Raw genomic sequence first — 13,960 nt, 5'->3', positions numbered from 1 at the left:
CTCGGGCTTGTGAGAAGACCAAGGCTTGAAAAGCGAGAGCCCGGATCACCGGGAAGCCAGGACCGGGCTCTCAATTTCGCCGCGCACCCACATCGATCCATGCCGCTTCACGACAGCAAGACCGTGTGCAGGCGAAATCAAGAAATGAAGGAAGAGACTGAATGTCCGTTCGCATTGTAATTTCCGCTCTCGCCCTGGCGCTGCCTCTGGCAAGTTCAAGCCTCGCGCAAGCCCAGGACAGCGCTGAAAAAGCCAAGGCCGTGACGGAAGAAGGCGGCAAGCATTTCGACGCGGAGGGAAATCCGACCTTCAAGATCGAAAACGGAGCCGTCGACTGGTACACGTTCAGCGGTTACCGCCGGTATCACTCCGATTGCCATGTCTGTCACGGACCGGACGGCACCGGTTCGAGCTATGCGCCGGCCCTGCTCAACAGCCTGAAAACAATGGATTACGCGACCTTCATCTCGATCGTCGCCGAGGGCCGCAAGAATGTCGGCGGCGGCAAGGAAAATGTCATGCCTGCCTTTGGCGAAAACAAGAACGTCTATTGCTACATGGATGATCTCTACGTCTATCTGCGTGCCCGCGCCGACGGTGCGGCGCCGCGCGGCAGGCCGCCGAAGAAAGCAGACAAGCCACAGGCAGCGAAGGATGCCGAAGCATCCTGCATGGGTGGATGATATGATTGGCCGTGACGCGTTGAAGCTGTGTTTTGTCCTGCCGATGCTCGGCGCACTCGCCTTGCTGCCTGCGAACGCCCAGGCGCAGGACGCCGGCCTTGGTGCCGCGGGCGAACTGGTCGACCCAGACATTCTGCGAGTCTGCGCCGATCCTTCGAACATGCCGTTCACCGACGAGAGCGGCGAAGGCTTCGAAAACCGGCTGGCCGACCTGGTTGCCGCGAAAACCGGCCGAAAGTCCGTCGCCTATACATGGTTTCCTCTTGTCGCCGGCTTCGTGCGCAACACGCTGGCCGCCAACCGATGCGACATCATCATGGGCTATGCCCAGGGCGATGAACTGGTGCAGAACACCAACGCCTACTATCGCTCGTCCTATGTGCTGGTGCACCCGAAGGGCAACGACATGGAAGGCGTCGAAACCATCGAGGATCCGAAACTCACCGGCAAGAGGATCGGCGTCGTCGAAAGCACACCACCGACGGCCAACATGGCCGCCAACAAGCTCATGCGAACGGCAAAGATCTATCCGCTGGCGGTGGATACCCGCCTCACCCCTTCCATGGGGGAAGTCATGATCAAGGACATGCTCGCCGGCAAGATCGATGCGGCGGTCATGTGGGGACCGATGGCAGGCTACTACGCCAAGCAACTCGGCGCCGATCTCACGATCGTTCCGCTGGTGAAGGAAAAGACCGGCTCGCGCATGTCATACCGCATCACCATGGGCGTGCGTCCATCCGACCAGGAATGGAAGCGGACGCTCAACCGGGTGATCAGGGAAAACCAGGCGGAGATCACCAGGATCCTGCTGGACTTTGATGTGCCGCTGATCGACGAACACGATAATCCGATCACGCAATGACGAGAAACGCATGAAGGGAAAGGAGACGATTTTGCTGGTTGCCGCGAGCCTTCTCGGTCTGACCGAACCGATGTGGGCCGGCGATATCGCCGAGCCCGGCGGCTACCGGATGGACGACTATCGGGCGCCGGTGCCGCAGACGCTGCAGGGCGCGAAGGTCGTGACGACGGCGGAGGCGGAGGCGCTGTGGCGGGAGAAGAAGGCGGTGTTCTTCGACGTCATGCCGAACACGCCCAGGCCGGCTAATTTGCCGGCGGGAACGATTTGGAGAGCCAAGATCAGAAAGGACATCCCAGGCAGCACCTGGCTGGCCAATGTCGGTTACGGTGCTATCTCCGAGGAGACCGCCAACTATTTTCGCCAAGGCCTCGCGGCCGAAGCCGGTCCCGACAAGTCGCGTGCCATTCTGTTCTATTGCATGACGAATTGCTGGATGTCGTGGAATGCCGCGAAACGGGCCATCGAATGGGGCTACAGTTCGGTGATCTGGTATCCGCCCGGCGCCGATGGATGGGAACGTGCCAACCTTCCGCTGGAGGAAAGGAAGCCTTATGTGATTAGCAATTGAGCATGAGCATTGTTATTTTCAATCGTGTTGTTTTTCGACTTTTCAGGACCTGCCGTTTCATTTGTCCATTTTGAGAGCTGATGGACGAGCCATTGCAATGGTGCCCAGCAATGGTTGACCGAGAAAAGGATCGGCCCCTTCGGGCTGGTAGAAGAGGAGATATGCCATGAAGAAGAGCTGGACAAAACCGACCATGTGCCAAGTTGCTGCGGGCTTCGAGATTGCGCGGTATCTGCCTGCTCAAATTACACCCAACAAGTCGGCCGCAGAGGTGCGTGCCCCCGGCAACGGGGACACGCACTACCATTTCGCGCGAGGTCTTCGTGAAAGGCTTTGATGCGTTCAATGCGGGCGCGAAGCCATTCGCGGTCGAAAATTTGCTGTTGGTTGAACAAGCCGCAGAGCGGGCATTGCAATGCGCTTGAAGATCATCGGCTCGGCGGCAGGCGGCGGCTTCCCGCAGTGGAATTGCAACTATCGCCTGAGCCGCGCGGCTCGCACCGGGATGGCTGGCGTGCATTCGCGAACCCAATCAAGCATCGCCGCCTCAGTGGATGGGGCCGGCTGGGTTCTCTTCAACGCCTCGCCCGATATCCGCCAGCAGATTGCGCAAACGCCTGAATTGCAGCCGGCGCAGGATGCGCCGTTGCGTTCGACACCCATCCGCGCGGTGGTGCTGACCAATGCCGATGTCGATCATGTCGCCGGCCTGCTCAGCCTGCGTGAGCGGCAGCCCTTCGCCATCTACGCAACGACACAGGTGCTGGCGACGCTGGAGGCGAATTCGATCTTCAATGTCCTCGATCCGGCGCTCGTGCCGCGACGCACCTTGCCGCCGGCGGAAGAACTGGCGATCTGCGACGCAGACGGCCACGACACCGGCGTGACTGTCGAGAGTTTTCCCGTGCCCGGCAAGATAGCCCTCTATCTCGAGGAAAGAAGCCGGCCGGAAGCCAATTTCAGTTCCGACGCCGGCGACACGATCGGCGTCCGTATCGGCGGTGCCGGCAGTCGCGGCTGCGTCTTCTATATCCCGGGTTGCGCGCGCATCGATGCGGCCCTGCGCAAGCGCCTGGCCGATGCCGCCTGCGTCCTGTTCGATGGCACGGTCTACACCGACGACGAGATGATCGCCGCCGGCGTCGGCCAAAAGACCGGTGCGCGCATGGGGCATCTGGCCATGTCGGGAGACGATGGGTCGATCGCCGGCCTGGCCGATGTGGGGATCGGCCGCCGTGTCTTCGTCCACATCAACAACACCAATCCGGTTCTGGACGAGAATTCGGCCGAGCACGCAGCGGTCAAAGCGGCTGGGTGGGAAGTCGCCCGCGATGGGATGGAGATGGAATTTTGAGTGATTTCCACGACGCGGCCAGGGGCGGCCTGTCCTTCAGCGAGCTGGAAGCCGTGCTGCGGCAGGTCGGCGCCGAGCGCTATCACAACCGCCATCCTTTCCACCACAGGATGACCAGCGGTGCGCTGTCGAGGACCGAGATGCAGGCCTGGGCGCTGAACCGCTATTGCTACCAGGCCGTCATCCCGCGCAAGGACGCCATGATCCTCGCACATGCGCAGGATCCGGCGTTTCGCGCCGCCTGGCGCAAACGCATCGAGGACCATGATGGCGAGGACGGCTGGAGCGGCGGCATCGCGCGCTGGCTGCATCTGGCGACCTCGCTCGGCCTCGATGCCGATGACGTGAAGAGCGAAAGGCTGGCGCTGCCGGCGACACGTTTCGCGGTCGGCGCCTACCTCGCCTTTTGCACGAACCGGACGCTGTTCGAGGCGGTCGCATCGTCGCTGACCGAGATGTTCTCGCCGCTCATCATCGGCGAACGGGTCCCGGCGATGCTGGCCAAATATGATTACATCACCGAGGATACGCTGGCCTATTTCAGCCGACGGCCCGAACAGGCCTCGCGCGACGCCGACTTCGCCCTCGCTTACGTGCTCGGCCATGCCGACACGGCGGAACGCCAGCAGCAGGCGATCGATGCGCTGGTGTTCAAATGCGATATACTGTGGGCCATGCTCGACGCGCTTCAACACGCCTATGGCGAGCCGGGAAACATCCCGCCCGGCGCCTTCCGTCCGGAGCCAGCCCAATGATGGCGCTGCGCGAAAGAGCTTTGGTGTCGTCGGGATCGGTGCCGTCGCTGCCGAAGCACGTGCGCATACAGTACGATCCCGTGCGGCAGGCGTTCGCTGTGCTTTCGCCGGAAAAGGTGTTTTGGCCGAACGACATCAGCCTCGATATATTGCGCCGCTGCGATGGACGGTCCACGGTCGGCCACATCATCGCCGAGCTTGCCGCGGATTATGACGCCGAACAGGAGGCGGTGGCGGCCGACGTCGTCGCCTTCCTGCAAGAATGGTCGGACAAGCTGCTGGTAAAACTATGAGCGAGCCCCTTCTCCCTCCGATCGGCATGCTGGCGGAACTGACGCATCGCTGCCCGCTGCAATGCCCGTATTGCTCCAATCCGCTCGAATTGCTGAAAGCCAATCGCGAACTCGATACACAGACCTGGCTCGACTTGTTCTCGCAGGCCGCCGATCTCGGCGTTCTCCAGGTGCATCTGTCGGGCGGCGAACCGACGCTGCGCCGTGACCTCGAGCAATTGATCGCCGGGCTTTCGGCGCGCGGCGTCTACACCAACCTGATCACCGCCGGCGTCGGCATTGCCGAGGGCCGCATCGAGGCATTTGCCGAAGCCGGGCTCGACCATCTGCAGCTGAGTTTTCAAGGCGCACGGCCGGCGACCACCGACCGCATCGGCAATCACAAAGGCGGCCACGAAAAGAAGCTGGAGACGGCACGCCGCGCCCGCGCGGCCGGCCTGCCGCTTACCATCAACGCGCCGATCCATCGCCACAACATCGAGGAGGTGCCGGAATTCATCGACCTGGCGCTTTCGCTCGGCGCGGAGCGGCTTGAGATCGCCAACGTGCAGTATGCCGGCTGGGCGCTGACTAATCGCGATCAACTGATGCCCGAGCGTGCTGCGGTCGACCGTCAGGCAGAGATCGTCGCGGCGGCGCGCGAACGGCTCACCGGCATCATGAACATCGATTTCGTCACGCCGGATTATTTCGCCATCTATCCCAAGCCGTGCATGGGCGGCTGGGCGCGCGACGCCTTCATGGTGGCGCCGGACGGCACCGTGCTGCCATGCCATGCCGCACAGACCATCCCGTCGCTCAGTTTTGAGCGTTTCGGCCCGCGCAGCCTGGCCGAAATCTGGACCGATTCGCCGGCATTCAACGCCTTTCGCGGCACCGACTGGATGCAGGAGCCCTGTCGCAGTTGCGAACGGCGTGAGATCGACTGGGGCGGTTGCCGCTGCCAGGCGATGGCGATTGCCGGCGACGCCGCCGCGACGGACCCGGCTTGCGCGAAATCGCCGATCCATACGCGCATGGCCATGCTGATCGACGAAGCCCAGCGTGCTGCGGCAGTTCCTTCGAACGACGAACAATTCGTCTATCGGCGGATCGGCGTCGTTACCGAGCCCGCCTGACGCGCCTTCTTGTTTTTATGCATGTCGTTATCCCAAAACCGCTGCGCACCCTCGGGTCAGGGCCCGAGGCATGCTTTTGGGCGACATGCATTATTCCCCGGTCTCGCGCTCGCGCACTGCGTCGGCGAATGCCAGTGCGTCGCGATTGACGGCAATGTTGTGCACGCGAAAGATCGCAGCGCCCTTCAGCCGCAGGATGACGCTTGTTGCCGCTGTGCCGACGTCTCGCGCCTCGTCACTTCCGCCGACCAGGTGACGGGCAAGGCGCTTGCGTGACGTGCCGACGAGCAATGGAAAACCGAGCGCGCGCAATTCACCGAAGCGAGCCATGAGCTCGAGGTTTTCCTCGCCGTCCTTGGCGAAAGCGAAGCCGGGATCGAGCACGATCCGCTTGTCCGGGATGCCGGCGTCGCGCGCGATCTCCAGCGATCTGTTCAGGAACAGGAACTGGTCGGCGATCACATCCGCCAGTTTTTCGCGGCCGCGCCCGGTGTGCATGATGACGAGGCCGGCGCCGGTTTCCGCCGCAACCTGCGCGATGTCGGGTTCGCGCTGCAGGCCATGCACGTCGTTGACGATATGCGCGCCCGCGGCGACCGCCAGCCGCGCCGTCTCGGCCCTGTAGGTGTCGACCGAAACCAGGCTGCCGCCGTCGGACGACAGCGCCTCGATGACCGGCAGGATGCGCGCTTGTTCCTCGCGCGCCGAGACGGCGCAGGCGCCGGGCCGAGTGGATTCGCCGCCGACATCGATGATCGCCGCGCCCTCGCCGATCATGCGCCGCGCCTGCTGCAGCGCCCGCTCCGGCCGGTCGAATTCTCCGCCGTCGGAGAAACTGTCCGGCGTGACGTTCAAAATCCCCATCAGCAACGATTGCGCGCCAAGATCGAGATACCGTCCATGAGCAAGCTGCCAGCGCGTCATGCGTCAACCTTTTTCATCTCATTTCATATCAGATGCAATTCGCGACAAGATTGTCACTCACACGAACCCGGTTTCCCCATCTACCTATGCTCGCGAAACAAAAGGAGCGTAGCAATGACCAGGGAAACGATCAGCTTTACTTACACGACCTATATTGTCTCGACACCGGGAAAGGTGTTCGAGGCCATAACCAAACCGGACCTCGCACGGCGCTACTGGGGCCACGAGAACGTCTCCGACTGGAAGCCCGGCTCGAGCTGGCAGCACATCCGCGCCAATGACGAACGGATCGTCGAACTCGTCGGCAAGGTCGTCGAGGTGTCGCCGCCGACCCGTCTCGTCATCACTTGGGCAAACGCTTCGCAGGCGTCCGATCCGGCGAGCTACAGCCGGGTGACCTTCGAGCTCGAGGAATACGAGGCCATGGTCCGGCTGACCGTCAGCCATGACGACCTCGAAGCCGGCAGCGGCATGGCGAACGGCATCAAAAAGGGTTGGCCAATCGTCCTCTCCAGCCTGAAATCCTTCCTCGAAACCGATCAGGCGATCGATGTCTTCGCCAGGCCGCGCGCGTCCGAACGGGCGGCCTGAGCAGAACAAGGACCGAGCAGATGAGCACTCTCTACACCGGCGGATGCGCGTGCGGCGCGGTGCGCTACGAGGCCAAGGCAGGCCCGATCTTCGAGAACCACTGCCAATGCCGCGACTGCCAGAAAAGAAGCGGCACCGGTCACGGATCTTACCTGACGTTTCCGTCGCGGGCGGACGTGACGATCACCGGTGTGACGACGGACTGGCGTGTCGCGGCGGACAACGGAAATGTCAAAATCCATTCCTTCTGCCCGGTCTGCGGAACGCCGACTCACCTGACATACACTGCCATGCCGGACGTGATCTCGGTCCATGCCGCAAGCCTCGACGATCCGGGCCGGTTCAATCCGACCGTGGTGACGTACGGTATCCGGGCCCTCCCCTGGGACAAGATGGAAACCGGGCTGACGACGTTCGAGAAAATGCCATCAGGTTGACGGCCCGGCGGGAGGGCGGACGCGCACTATTGTTCAGGAGGCGGATCTGCGCCCCTGCGACATTCAGCGGTTGCCGTACTCGTCATGGCGGCGCCACCACTCCTGGGGGAACTCGAGCCCGTTCTCGTTCCTTCCCCACGGAGCCAGGTCGAGGAAACGGTAGACCCCCATAAACGCCTCGGTGCCACGGGCGTAGGTCGAGTAGGTGTGGTAGACGGCACCGTCCTGGAGCGCGAAGACGCTCATTCCCTCCTTCTGCGGCTCGGCCCTGTCGACACGCTGATAGTTGTAGTCGGCGCCGTCTCTCTGCTGCTCTTCGGTGAAGGCGGCGCCGAGGTCGTATTTGAAATCGCTCCCGAGCGACGAAACCCACGGGAAGCGCCAGCCCATTTGCCGCTTGTAGTCCTGGATCTCCTGCAACGGGGCGATCGATTCGCAAACGAGGGTAATGTCGCGGCCGTTCAAGTGCGGGATGACGCAGTCGAAGTGATCGGCGATCAACGAGCATCCGGTGCATCCCTGGCGCTCATCGGTGAGCCGGTATCCGTAGCCGAACATGAAATGATAGACGAAGAGTTGCGAGCGCCCCTGGAAGAGGTCGGCGAGCGAGGCGCTGCCCTCCTCGGTCTCAAACAGATACTCCTTGTCGATCCGAACCCAGGGCAGCTCCTGTCGCTGTCGCGCCAGCTCGTCGCTCTGCCGCATGAGCCTTTTCTCCGCCTCGAGCAGTGCGAGCCGCGCTCCGAGCCATTCCTCGCGTGTTCCGGTCTTGTGTTTCGTCATCGCTGCTGTCTCCTTCCTCGGGGATCTTCCTTTCCGTTTCTCGAAACAACTTGTTGCGTCAGGCGTTAAACTCAATGCCGGAGGCGAAACATGGCAGCTGGATGTGGCGGTTTCCGATGCACTGCCTGATCCCTGCCCGCTTGTTGCGGCGCCCGTTGCCGGCGCGGGCGCCTCGTCGAACCATTTGCGTCGTTTGGAGGGCAGCATGAAATCGCCGACAGTGAGGGTTATGGCCGCGGCCGACGAAGATCCAGCCGTCGGAACAATCGTGCTGGCGTTTGCAGCCGATCCCATGGCGCGATGGACCTGGCCGCATGCACACCAGTTCCTTGCGGCCATGCCGCGACTGGTCCGCGCGTTCGGGGCCAGGGCATTCTCAAACGGAAGCGGCTTTTGCACCGATGGCTATGTCGGGACGGCGCTGTGGCTGTCGCCCGGTGTGCATCCCGACGAGGAAGGGCTTGGTGCGGTTATCGAGAGCACGGTTGCGCCCTCCCTTGCCCCTGAAGTCGCCGCTGTATTCGAGCAAATGGCCAAGTACCACCCGACTGAACCGCATTGGTACTTGCCCGTGATCGGCGTCGACCCGGCGCATCAGGGCGAAGGTCTCGGCGACGCCTTGATGGCATACGCGCTCGCGCAGTGCGATCGCGATCACGCGCCCGCCTATCTGGAATCCTCGAACCCGCGCAACATTCCGTTCTACCGGCGCCACGGCTTCGAACCGCTCGGCGCCATCCAGGTCGGGTCATCGCCGACGCAAGTCCCGATGCTGCGGCGACCGCGTTGAGCCAGGTAGAGCAGACGAGCGAAGCGTCAGCCGCCATCCCGTGGTGTCGGCGCAAAGGTATTTCGGTGAAGGGTATTTCGGTGACAGTGGACTTTTTGCCGTGCTCGGCCCGCCACGCCATCTGACAGAGGCGGAATTGGGAGAGGCCCGGCAACGCATTGAACCGCTCGTCCGGGCCGCCCAATCGAGCTTGGACCGGCTCTATCTTGCGGTGGGCGATCTCGGATGCTGCGTCCTGCTCGCCGATCGTGACGGCGTGCCGGTCGAACGGCGCGGTGCGCCTGTGGATGACGAGGCTTTTCATTCCTGGGATGGCTTCGGCTTCTCACCAGTCTGCCTGTTGCGGTCTGTCTGCTGGGCAACGCTGTCCGCCTGCACTTCCGTCTCGTAGGGCGAAGGCTGACCGCCACCGACGTCGCCCGCATCGGCGACACGCCCGTCTGGTTCTTCCGACGTTTTTTCTTTCGCTTCGCGCTGGGGTGTCGTCTCGGAACTCTTCCATACCTCTTCCGGGTCAGTCGGATCATCGGCGTCGGGACGAGCTTTTTGTCGTTCATGTCTCGAGTCAACGCCCGTGGTTTTAGAGATGTTGGGAGAATCGTCCTTGCGATTCCGTTTCTGGTCTCTTTGCATGATTTGGCTCCTTATCTCGCCGAAGGCCAACGAACGCAGGGAGCCGTTGTTCCTCGATGCGATCAGGATGCTAAACGGCAGCGATCCACTCAGGACGAGCCCCAAAACCGTTCACCGAGACAATTCGCCTGCGCCCCGCCCAAGATCATCAGACTAATGCGCTGGCCGGGGATGGAAGCCTGGACGCGCAGCGCATTGGAATTCGCCGGTCGTCTCCGCATGGCCAGCTACGGCCGGAACAGCCGTTTCAATACGAGATGGACCGGCAAGTAGGCGACCAGGGGCAAAAGCACCATGTACAGGCCGAGATACATGCGTGGCGGCAAAATCCTCTGCGGCTCCGGACCAGGCCCGTGCACCCAGTTGATGTTCTCGTCGGGCCGGGTGAACCAGTAACTTGCAACCGGTACCACCCAGGCGAGAGCGGTCTGCGCTTTGAACGCGCGGCGGTCGTAGCCTTGCCGGATCAGCATAAAAATAATGATGACCGGCATGAACAAATGAAAGCCGGACAGCGTCCTCGCATATGCGGGCTCCCTTGGATCGAACATGTAGGCAGCGAGCCCGGTCAGCTTGCCGCCGGTCACGAAGTCCGCCAACCAGGCGAACTCGAGCGGCAGAACGCCGACTGCCATCATCGAATAGAGGAGTCGGCTGCCGGTCCACAACGCGATCAGCACGGCAAAGAGCGCAATATCGGAGAACCACAGGAAATTGCCGGGGCCGTATCGCAACCAGTATACCGGCGTGAGCACGGCGACAAAAAGCGAATAGGGCAGAGTGATCCAGAGCGGGTATTTGGGGATCGGGGCTTTACTGCGCTGCTTTGCCGCCATGGCCGGCCCTTTCGCGGACTGGCGCGGCGGCAAACGCCAATCGTAGGCGCAAGGACTGCTCTCGCAGCCATCAATGGCTTCGCCGCCTGGACTCAATCAGCTTTATCGATCCTGGATCCTTTATGCTTGCGAGGGTCTCGAAACCGTCTGAGGTGAACGCGCGCATCTCGGGGATAAATGTTTGCAGCCTCATAGCGTTCCATCGCCGCCGCTTCAGCCGCCCGTCGGGCTAAATGTCGGGTGTTCAGTGGGAAGCTCTGGATCTCACTGAGGCTCTGGCCGGCGTTTCGGTAACCGGAGGACATGATGAAGGCGGATACGGTACGGTCGAGTTGATGTGGGGCGTCCTGGCATCGACTTCAACGGCATCGTGGGCGGCAATATAGGCCCCGGCGAACGATCGGTTCTACCCTCATCGGCCACAGCTCGACTGTCGTTCCGCCTGGTTGGTGGTCAGCGACCGGAACATATCCGCGCCTTGTTTCGAAACTTCGTCGAGGCTCGCCTTCCTGCCGGCTGTCAGGTTGTGTTCGAGGGGGCCGGCGGGCATCAGCTTGTCATCGGGTGACGTGCTTGTGCTCCGTTGACCACGCATGTGATATAAAACACCGTGGCGCCGTTTTTGCGGTGCAATGGGAAGCTATCGTCGGCAATGAAGATCAGCGATTGCGATGAAATTGCCACCTGGCTCGCGGAGGCTGGGCTGCTTGGCATCCGCAGCGAGGAATCGCTTGTACAGGCCTTCTGCGAGCGTTGCGTCGAAGCAGGGCTGCCGCTGGGCAAGGCGTTTGTGATGATCGACACGCTGCACCCGATGCACGAGGCACGCGCCTTCTTCTGGGACGAGGACGAGTCGATCAGCTTCCGCGAAGAAGAATACCCGTCGAGCCGTGAGGGCAAGGGAGCGGAGTTGTGGAAGCGCAGCCCGTTTCTGGAGATGCTGCGGCGGCGTGAATTGACCCTACGTTGCCGGCTCGAAGCAGGCGAAACGCGCGGCTTTCCGGCGATCGAGGAGCTGCGCGATGCCGGCCAGACGGACTATCTTGCGATCGTCTATCGTATCCGGCAGGCGATGAGGGTAGAGGATGTCGATGCATTCTACGCCCGCTGGACCACAGCGCGGCCGGGCGGATTCTCCGAGGAGGAAGTCGGCGTTCTTTCCCGGCTTACACCGCTTCTGGGATTGGCGGTTCGGTCGGCTGCGCAAACAAGGCTCACCAAAACGCTGGTCGAGGCGTATCTCGGCCGGGGCCCCGGTCGCCAGGTGCTGAGCGGCGGCATCCGCCACGGCTCGGTGAAGAGGATCAACGCCGTACTCTGGTTCTCCGACATTACCGGCTATACGAACCTGTCCGAGTCGGTTCAAAACGATCAACTCGTGCCGTTGATTAATGACTACGCCGAAGCGGTCATCGGCGCAGTGAAGGCCGCCGGCGGCGATGTGCTGAAACTGATCGGAGATGGAGTCCTGGCCATCTTCACCAGTTCGCGGCCCGAATATTCCTGTCGCGCCGCGGTGGAGGCAGAACGCGACATGCGCACACGGCTGCTGCAGCTTGCCAAACGCCGCAAAAACGATGGCCTTTCTGTCGCCGACATTCACTTGGGCCTGCATGCCGGCAGGGTCTTCTACGGCAATATCGGCACTCCGGACCGTCTCGACTTCACCGTTGTCGGCCAACCGGTCAATGAGGTCAGCCGGATCAGCTCCATGTGCGAGTCGGCCGGTCGCAATATGCTTTGCTCATCGGAATTCGCCGAGCTGCTACTCGGCGAGGAGCGCAAAAAGCTCGTTTCAGTCGGCCGGTTCGCGTTGCGTGGCGTCGGACGCGCGCGGGAGCTCTTTACCCTTGATCCCAGCCTGAGCCTGGAACGCTCGCAGCCTTTGCCTGGCCTGCGGCGACGGCAGCGGCGGGGCTAGTAGGAGGAAGGTGGACAAGCATGAATTCCCGGAACTCCGGAACTTCAGATCAAGTAGTCTCTCATGTTCCAACCCGCGGATGAGACTCTGATCAACCGTCGTCTCTGAGTGTGAAAGCGCGCCGAAAATTAACCCCGGGGCACCGGAACGCTTAAATGTCTGATGCAGCGGCCCTTTCCGGGATATTCGAAGGGTCACGATAGGCGCCTTCTGAGACCCCAGCTCGAGGCCGGCACCGAGCTCTACAACCCGCCGCGCCACCATTGGCTGGTCCGCCCCCTGTGGCACGACGAGTGTCGGCACCCCGGTCCGCATCGCCTCGTTGACACTGTTCATGCCGCCGTGGGTCACGAAGAGCGCCGCCCGGTCCAGCACCTGGAGCTGCGGCACGGATCGGCGGGCCAGCACGTTGGCTGGCAGCGGACCCAGGTCTGCCGGTTCCGTGGACCCGGTCGAGACGACAACGGTGCCGCCCAGCGGTGCCAGCGCGGTCGCGAAGGTCTGCAGCAGGGCGGGCCGCGCATCGAACACCGTGCCCAGCGACGCGTACAGCACGGGGTCCTCGAGCCGGACGGCGTCGAACCCCGGATCGGTCAGGCGGGAACCGGCACGGTACGTGCCCGTTCGATGAAGCCACTGAATTCCACCATGAAGGTCTTCAGGAATTCGGCTGTGGATTCGCGCGACACTTCGCCATCATCGCTGATAAGGTCCGGCGTGAACTGGATGTAAGCCTCCGGCGCGTTCATCTGCGGCGAATCGCAGAAGCCGAGGACAGTGCGCAAGTGCTGCTGGCCGACGGCGGTGCCAATCAAACCGGGAGACGTTCCTATCACCGCCGATGGCTTCCTCGTGAACGCATTCTGCCCGTACGGCCGGCTAGCCCAATCTATCGCGTTCTTCAACGCGCCGGGTATCGAACGATTGTACTCTGGCGTAACGAAAAGGACGGCGTCGGTATCAGCTATGGCACTCTTGAAGCGATTTGCGACCTCTGGGTAATTGGAGTCATAATCGTAGCTGTAGAGCGGCAGATCCCGGATGGGGATTTCCCTGAGCCTCAAATTCGAAGGAGCGAGTTTGACGAGCGCGAGCGCAAGCCGTCGGTTGATAGATTGAGACGCGAGGCTACCAATAACGTAGCCGACCTCAAATTTAGCCATTTAATGATCCTTTTCAGTTCTCAACTCAGCCACGCCCGCTTCTGCGCGGCCATAAGGCTATCAATTGCGGGCTCACGAGTTCAGCCCGTTTAATCGGGTCGCCGCTAACGGCTCCGCAGCGCGTAGCGCGCCGGAACCAACTCGTCAGGCTCCGGCCTACCGGGGTGTGAGGTGTTGTCCAAAGCTCATGTTTGTCTCCTGCTGATCGCCTTACCCACGGCCGTATCGGCCACCTCCGCCGCTGGC

The 13,960-nt window shown here is 62.1% G+C and carries 18 protein-coding genes and 2 pseudogenes; 14 read left to right on the top strand and 6 right to left on the bottom strand.

Translation table 11 applies throughout. The annotated features are described in order from the left end of the window. The first annotated feature begins 161 nt into the window (after positions 1-161). The 8 genes from AC0L2V_RS14280 (at position 162) to pqqE (ending at position 5,636) form a co-directional block, all read left to right on the top strand. Positions 162-683, top strand: a complete 522-nt coding sequence (locus AC0L2V_RS14280) for a c-type cytochrome, methanol metabolism-related (RefSeq protein WP_287073835.1) — start codon at positions 162-164, stop codon at positions 681-683. Between the two features lies 1 nt (position 684). Then, positions 685-1,548, top strand: coding sequence for a quinoprotein dehydrogenase-associated putative ABC transporter substrate-binding protein (locus tag AC0L2V_RS14275; RefSeq protein WP_473520415.1), 864 nt, complete (start codon positions 685-687; stop codon positions 1,546-1,548). 10 nt (positions 1,549-1,558) lie between these two features. Beyond that, entirely contained in the window at positions 1,559-2,116 is a 558-nt protein-coding gene (locus tag AC0L2V_RS14270; protein WP_473520414.1) for a PQQ-dependent catabolism-associated CXXCW motif protein, read from the top strand. Between the two features lie 166 nt (positions 2,117-2,282). Further along, positions 2,283-2,453, top strand: coding sequence for a hypothetical protein (locus AC0L2V_RS14265; protein WP_473520413.1), 171 nt, complete (start codon positions 2,283-2,285; stop codon positions 2,451-2,453). 78 nt (positions 2,454-2,531) lie between these two features. Further along, complete coding sequence (gene pqqB / locus AC0L2V_RS14260; protein ID WP_473520412.1) at positions 2,532-3,470, top strand: pyrroloquinoline quinone biosynthesis protein PqqB; 939 nt, start codon at positions 2,532-2,534, stop codon at positions 3,468-3,470. After that, positions 3,467-4,225 carry a pyrroloquinoline-quinone synthase PqqC gene (gene pqqC, locus AC0L2V_RS14255; RefSeq protein ID WP_473520411.1) on the top strand — a complete coding sequence of 253 codons (759 nt, stop codon included), beginning with the start codon at positions 3,467-3,469 and terminating at the stop codon, positions 4,223-4,225. The genes pqqB and pqqC overlap by 4 nt, the downstream gene beginning before the upstream one ends. Continuing rightward, the gene (gene pqqD, locus AC0L2V_RS14250) at positions 4,222-4,518 is read left to right on the top strand and encodes a pyrroloquinoline quinone biosynthesis peptide chaperone PqqD (protein ID WP_473520410.1); all 297 of its coding nucleotides are present in this window, start codon (positions 4,222-4,224) and stop codon (positions 4,516-4,518) included. The genes pqqC and pqqD overlap by 4 nt, the downstream gene beginning before the upstream one ends. Beyond that, on the top strand, positions 4,515-5,636 hold the full coding sequence (gene pqqE, locus AC0L2V_RS14245) for a pyrroloquinoline quinone biosynthesis protein PqqE (RefSeq protein ID WP_473520409.1): 1,122 nt from the start codon (positions 4,515-4,517) through the stop codon (positions 5,634-5,636). Before pqqD ends, pqqE begins: the two co-directional genes overlap by 4 nt. A gap of 90 nt (positions 5,637-5,726) precedes the next feature. On the opposite strand, the gene folP is transcribed toward pqqE, so the two are convergent. Then, entirely contained in the window at positions 5,727-6,560 is an 834-nt protein-coding gene (gene folP / locus AC0L2V_RS14240; RefSeq protein ID WP_473520408.1) for a dihydropteroate synthase, read from the bottom strand. Between the two features lie 114 nt (positions 6,561-6,674). On the opposite strand from folP, the gene AC0L2V_RS14235 reads away from it, so the two are divergent. Together AC0L2V_RS14235 and AC0L2V_RS14230 are read left to right on the top strand one after the other, a co-directional pair. Further along, complete coding sequence (locus tag AC0L2V_RS14235; RefSeq protein WP_473520407.1) at positions 6,675-7,151, top strand: SRPBCC family protein; 477 nt, start codon at positions 6,675-6,677, stop codon at positions 7,149-7,151. A 20-nt stretch (positions 7,152-7,171) separates the two neighbouring features. Beyond that, the gene (locus AC0L2V_RS14230; protein WP_473520406.1) at positions 7,172-7,588 is read left to right on the top strand and encodes a GFA family protein; all 417 of its coding nucleotides are present in this window, start codon (positions 7,172-7,174) and stop codon (positions 7,586-7,588) included. A gap of 63 nt (positions 7,589-7,651) precedes the next feature. On the opposite strand, the gene AC0L2V_RS14225 is transcribed toward AC0L2V_RS14230, so the two are convergent. Further along, positions 7,652-8,371 (bottom strand): DUF899 domain-containing protein, encoded by a 720-nt coding sequence (locus AC0L2V_RS14225; protein ID WP_091596844.1) that lies wholly within the window; start codon positions 8,369-8,371, stop codon positions 7,652-7,654. A 205-nt stretch (positions 8,372-8,576) separates the two neighbouring features. On the opposite strand from AC0L2V_RS14225, the gene AC0L2V_RS14220 reads away from it, so the two are divergent. Both AC0L2V_RS14220 and AC0L2V_RS14215 read left to right on the top strand, forming a co-directional pair. Then, the gene (locus tag AC0L2V_RS14220; protein ID WP_473520405.1) at positions 8,577-9,161 is read left to right on the top strand and encodes a GNAT family N-acetyltransferase; all 585 of its coding nucleotides are present in this window, start codon (positions 8,577-8,579) and stop codon (positions 9,159-9,161) included. Positions 9,162-9,270: 109 nt separating this feature from the next. After that, positions 9,271-9,471: pseudogene (locus AC0L2V_RS14215) on the top strand (sigma-54-dependent Fis family transcriptional regulator); the annotation flags it as partial. Here AC0L2V_RS14215 and AC0L2V_RS14210 read toward each other — a convergent pair. Both AC0L2V_RS14210 and AC0L2V_RS14205 read right to left on the bottom strand, forming a co-directional pair. After that, positions 9,462-9,794 (bottom strand): hypothetical protein, encoded by a 333-nt coding sequence (locus AC0L2V_RS14210; protein ID WP_473520450.1) that lies wholly within the window; start codon positions 9,792-9,794, stop codon positions 9,462-9,464. The pseudogene AC0L2V_RS14215 and the gene AC0L2V_RS14210 overlap by 10 nt on opposite strands. A 227-nt stretch (positions 9,795-10,021) precedes the next feature. Continuing rightward, entirely contained in the window at positions 10,022-10,630 is a 609-nt protein-coding gene (locus tag AC0L2V_RS14205) for a hypothetical protein (protein ID WP_473520404.1), read from the bottom strand. A gap of 337 nt (positions 10,631-10,967) precedes the next feature. On the opposite strand from AC0L2V_RS14205, the gene AC0L2V_RS14200 reads away from it, so the two are divergent. Together AC0L2V_RS14200 and AC0L2V_RS14195 are read left to right on the top strand one after the other, a co-directional pair. Beyond that, positions 10,968-11,198 carry a peptidase dimerization domain-containing protein gene (locus AC0L2V_RS14200; protein WP_473520403.1) on the top strand — a complete coding sequence of 77 codons (231 nt, stop codon included), beginning with the start codon at positions 10,968-10,970 and terminating at the stop codon, positions 11,196-11,198. A gap of 84 nt (positions 11,199-11,282) precedes the next feature. Then, positions 11,283-12,551, top strand: coding sequence for an adenylate/guanylate cyclase domain-containing protein (locus AC0L2V_RS14195; protein ID WP_473520402.1), 1,269 nt, complete (start codon positions 11,283-11,285; stop codon positions 12,549-12,551). A gap of 264 nt (positions 12,552-12,815) precedes the next feature. Here the strand turns inward: AC0L2V_RS14195 and AC0L2V_RS14190 are convergent. Together AC0L2V_RS14190 and AC0L2V_RS14185 are read right to left on the bottom strand one after the other, a co-directional pair. Further along, positions 12,816-13,082: pseudogene (locus AC0L2V_RS14190) on the bottom strand (nucleotide disphospho-sugar-binding domain-containing protein); the annotation flags it as partial. Between the two features lie 62 nt (positions 13,083-13,144). Continuing rightward, positions 13,145-13,714, bottom strand: coding sequence for an NADPH-dependent FMN reductase (locus tag AC0L2V_RS14185; RefSeq protein ID WP_473511005.1), 570 nt, complete (start codon positions 13,712-13,714; stop codon positions 13,145-13,147). Positions 13,715-13,960 lie beyond the last annotated feature (246 nt).

This window comes from Mesorhizobium sp. WSM4814, from assembly GCF_055811595.1.
The sequence above is the reverse complement of the archived record's forward strand: the minus strand, read 5'-3'. Positions and strand labels throughout refer to the sequence as shown.